Origin of the sequence: Aminobacterium sp. EBM-42, from assembly GCF_001896635.1 — a bacterium.
Lineage (GTDB): Bacteria > Synergistota > Synergistia > Synergistales > Aminobacteriaceae > Aminobacterium > Aminobacterium colombiense.
This window is the reverse complement of the sequence record NZ_MPPC01000015.1, coordinates 1-4,701: the sequence shown is the minus strand read 5'-3', so window position 1 is coordinate 4,701 and position 4,701 is coordinate 1. Positions and strand designations below refer to the sequence as shown.

General features: G+C 47.1%; 3 protein-coding genes. All 3 read right to left on the bottom strand.

Features of this window, described 5'->3' with window-relative positions; all coding sequences use genetic code 11:
• Window positions 1-1,458 (bottom strand): pyridoxal-phosphate dependent enzyme (locus tag BUC50_RS04620; RefSeq protein WP_286677193.1); only part of this gene is annotated, 1,458 nt, incomplete at its 3' end.
• A gap of 345 nt (window positions 1,459-1,803) precedes the next feature.
• Window positions 1,804-3,057 carry a threonine synthase gene (locus tag BUC50_RS04615; RefSeq protein ID WP_286677192.1) on the bottom strand — a complete coding sequence of 418 codons (1,254 nt, stop codon included), beginning with the start codon at window positions 3,055-3,057 and terminating at the stop codon, window positions 1,804-1,806.
• An 82-nt stretch (window positions 3,058-3,139) separates the two neighbouring features.
• Window positions 3,140-4,489: an alanine/glycine:cation symporter family protein gene (locus tag BUC50_RS04610; RefSeq protein ID WP_273313220.1), complete on the bottom strand. Its 1,350-nt coding sequence runs from the start codon at window positions 4,487-4,489 to the stop codon at window positions 3,140-3,142.
• Between the last annotated feature and the right edge of the window lie 212 nt (window positions 4,490-4,701).

The window sequence follows — 4,701 nt, the reverse complement described above, 5'->3', positions numbered from 1 at the left end:
ACCCGTCAATCTGTTGAATTCGTCTATTCTTTCGTCAATGGCGTCAGCCATGCCCTGGATAGAGCCCCAGTACTCATCATAGTCGTACCACTGGGCATTCAGTTCCTCAGACGTGCGCCCCTGCTGCTCGATCCACGTGTAGTACTTTAGGTTATGGACTCGCTTGCGGGCGTAGTAGGAAAGCTCTTCCATGGCATCTATGCCTACTCCAAGAACGTGGCGGTTATGGTCAACAGACGCCATCATCTCTGTGTAGGGCCCTGTCTCGTCGGCCATTTCCTTCACACGGGAACCGTACATCTCCATGGAGTCTGTCAAAACTGTCATGATCACATCGTTCTTGCCAAGTTCATAGTACTTGGCCATCTTGATGGCCATCAGAATGTTTGCCGCACCTGATATGCCTATCAGCGGAAGGCTCTCTATGAACTCTTCGGAAACTCCGTTCTTGCGAAGATACTCATGGCCCGAATCCTCGTTGAAGAGGCGGATCATGGCCATGCTGTCTGCGTCGTCCACATCTATAACCATATCGGTGTTCTTCACGTTATGGATCCAGGGAACGTGCTTGTCGCCTATGCCCTCAAGCCGGTGGGCGCCAAATCCATTCCACAACAGAGTGGGGCACTGAAGAGCCTCCCCTACCGCTATCTTGCTCAGGGGATACTTCTTCTTCAAAAAGTCGCCGCTCGCAAGGGTGCCGCCTGATCCAGATGTAATTACAACGCCAAAATACCGGTCCTTCTCACCGCAAACTTCCTGCAGAACGTCGTACATGGCGTTGCCTGTCACCTCGTAGTGCCAAAGATGGTTCCCAAACTCCTCGAACTGGTTGAAGATCATGATGTTGTCCCGGGTCTTACGAAGCTCCCAGACCTTGTCGTAAATCTCCTTGACGTTGCTCTCCGTGCCCGGAGTACCTATGACCTCTCCTGCCACCGTCTTAAGCCACTCAAAACGTTCAGGGCTCATGCCTTCAGGCAATATGGCAATGGATTCGCACCCAAGAAGCTGGGCGTTATAGGCGCCGCCACGGCAATAGTTGCCCGTGGAGGGCCATACGGCCTTCTGGGCAGTGGGGTCAAACTGTCCCGTCACAAGACGAGGAGCTAGACAGCCAAAGCTCGCTCCAACCTTGTGGGCTCCCGTCGGGAACCATTTGCCGACTATGGCAACTATCCTGGCGTTTACTCCCGTCACTTCACGGGGAATCTCCACGTAGTTGGTCTTGCCGAACAGCCCTCCTTGCTTCTTGGGCTCGTTCTTCCAGGTTATGCGGAAAAGGTTTACTGGGTCTACATCCCAAAGACCGGTGTTCTTAAGACGCTCCTTGATCTTGTCGGGGGTATAACGATCCGGATCCTTCATCTGCTTGAAGGTGGGTATTATTACGTTGCGCTCCTTGGCTCGCTCTATTGCCTTCTTGAGCCCTTTCTCGTGAATGGTCAGATCGATCATTCGCTTTCACTCCTGTTCGTTTATATTCGCATTCTTCACCTTTACTCCATATAAGACTTGCCATATGTTACCAATCTAAAATGGAGTTGCGTTCCGATTTAACCTTACACTTTAAAAACGTAAGCGCGATACAAACAGCTCGTAAAAAAGATCGTTTCTGAAACAATGGGAAGAGAAATCAACTAAAACCAAATCTGTATAGAAAAGTCTAATGTCGAGAACATATAAAGTATTTACACGATGTGATTAGCTTCTATATACAAGGACACCTCTAATATTATTACTTGCAATAATCAATTACTTATAAGAAACATAATAAAAATATTATAAAGAGCTTGCTTAATCTTATAAGGAAATGGCAGCGTCACTCTGCAATAGTTTTTCAAAGGCTTCAATATCGGGAGCCACAGATAATGGTTTTCCCGCTGCTTTACGGGCATTCTGAATATCCTTCAAACCGTTTCCTGTAACCACAATAGCCACAGTTTCGTCTCTATCAAGCTGTCCCTGGGTTGCCATTTTTCTAAAGCCCGCGTAAGCGGCGGCTCCAGCTGGTTCGCCAAATACGCCCGTAGCCCTCGCCATTTCGGGTATGGCAGAAAGAATCTCTTCATCTGAAACCGTTACCATATCACCATTGCTCTTTCGAACTGCCCTGAGAGCCTTGGCCCAGTTTTTAGGGGCTCCCACCGAAATGCTATCTGCCACGGTATCTACAAAACCAAACAAAACACGCTCCGCCCCTGCCTTGAAAGCTTCATAGATGGGAGAGGCGTTTTCCGCTTGAACACCAACAATCTTAGGCATATGGTCAATAAAGCCGAGATTTAAAAGATCCCAGAATCCCTTGTATAAGCCGCCTATACAGCAACCGTCACCAACAGATATAAAGACACGGTCAGGCACCTGCCACCCAAGTTGCTCCGCAATTTCCAAAGCACTGGTCTTTTTGCCTTCCACAAGGTAGGGGTTGATAGCACAGTTTCTGTTGTACCAGCCGTAGCGCTCGATAGCCGCCGCTGCCAAGTTGAAGGCATCACTATAGTCACCTTGCACCAGAACAACTGTTGCACCGTAAACGAGAAGCTGCGCAACCTTAGCTTCGGGAGCCTTTTCCGGTACAAAAATAAAGCTGGGCAGACCTGCCACCGCTGCAAAACCAGACAAAGAACTTGCCGCGTTTCCAGTAGAGGCACATGCCACTGTTGTATATTTAAAATCCAGAGCTTTGGCCACGCCAACAGCACTGGCCCTATCTTTCAGAGATCCTGTGGGGTTCCTCCCATCATCTTTAATGAAAACCTTAGATACGCCATATTTTTCAGCTACTCTTTTACTCTCGTAAAGAGGTGTCCATCCCACCATCAGGGAAGGAATATTCTTTGAATTTATCACCGGAAGAAGAGGCTCATATCTCCATAAAGAAGGAGTTGGGTCTTTTTTTAGGCTTTCGCGAGTCAGAATGCGAGAGACCTCATCATAATCATAAAGAACATCCAAGGTCCCATCCTGGCCGCAAACAGGGCACGTATATTTCACTCTTTGCGGGTCGTACTCTTTTCCGCACAGAACACATTGCAACTTTACTGGAAATCCCACTTCTATTCGCTCCTTTCATCTCTGCGCAGGTAAGGCTTCCTCTCTTGACAAGAGAGGAAGCCTTACTCCTTTAATCCTTGGTTTATAGTTTTTCCTTCTTTTTAAAATCGTTGAATAATTGAACAAACTTGCCGCTAAGGAGAAGAAGGGCCAACATGTTGGGGATACCCTCTATTCCTGTAGAAACATCCACTATTGTCCATACAAACTCAACTGAAAGACTTACTGCAATAAAAGGAGGAATGAGGTAGATCCATCGGAAGAACCGGATTGCTTTTTGTCCAAAAAGATAGACAACTGACGTTTCATATTCTATATAATAACCTACCATAGTGGAATAGGCCGCAAGCAAAACCCCTATTGCCACTATTGCCGTTCCCCATCCTCCGTAAAGTTGCTGGAAGGCCGAAAAGGTGAGTTCAACCCCATTAAGACCACTATGCCAGACATCTGGAGCTGCAGTAAGAATAACGAGGGCTGTCATGGTACACACTATTATTGTATCGGTAAAGACCTCAAAGGCACCATATAGGCCCTGACGAATAGGGTGATCGGTTATGGCAGTAGCATGTACCATAGGGGCAGATCCCATTCCTGCCTCATTGGAAAACATGCCCCTGGACATACCTCTCTTCATCGTCAACAATATAGTCGATCCCGCAAATCCACCGATGGCTGGAGCAGGTTTAAAGGCACTTTCAAAAATAAGGGCGAAAACCCTTGGAAGATCTGCTATGTTCACAATTATTATTCCAAGAGAAGCGATGATATAAAAAAGACACATAAAGGGAATAAGCTTCTCACAGAAAGAGCCTATTCTTTTGAAACCTCCTATAATAACGAGAGCAGTAAGCGCTACAGACGCTGTCACTGTCCATATAGGAGGAATATTAAAGGCTGTCTCCATGGCCATACCCATGGTATGAGGCTGAACCCATACCGCGGTACCAAGAGCTCCCAAGACCATCATGGCCGCAAAAAACTGTGCCAGAGGCTTCCATTTGGGACCAAGGCCTTTTTCAATATAAAACATAGGTCCTCCATAGAAGTTTCCAAGGGCATCCTTTTCTCTGTATTCTACGGCAAGGGATACCTCCACCATCTTCGTCATCATTCCAAAGATCGCGACGACCCACATCCAGAAAACCGCACCTGGTCCGCCAATAGCGATAGCCGTTGCCACACCGGCAATATTGCCATTTCCTACAGTACCTGCCAATGCGGTTGAAACAGCCTGCCACGGGGTCATGACTCCTTCGCCCACGTTCTTTTCTCCCCTTAAAACCTTACCTATGGTGCTTCGCAAAATATACCCTAAATGAAAAATCTGAAAAAAACCTGTCCGTACGCTAAAAACAAGGCCACATGCAAAAATCAAAATCATCATGGGCCATCCCCAGAGAACACCTGCGAACCAATTAAAGAACTCCATTAATATTCCCCCCTTTTCTTTTCTAACTGCCCCTTATTACTAAAACCTTTGTGTATAAATAAGGGGAAGCAACTTGTACTTCCCCTTTAAAACAACGTCCCTATTTACAGCAAACCCGTCAATCTGTTGAATTCGTCTATTCTTTCGTCAATGGCGTCAGCCATGCCCTGGATAGAGCCCCAGTACTCATCATAGTCGTACCACTGGGCATT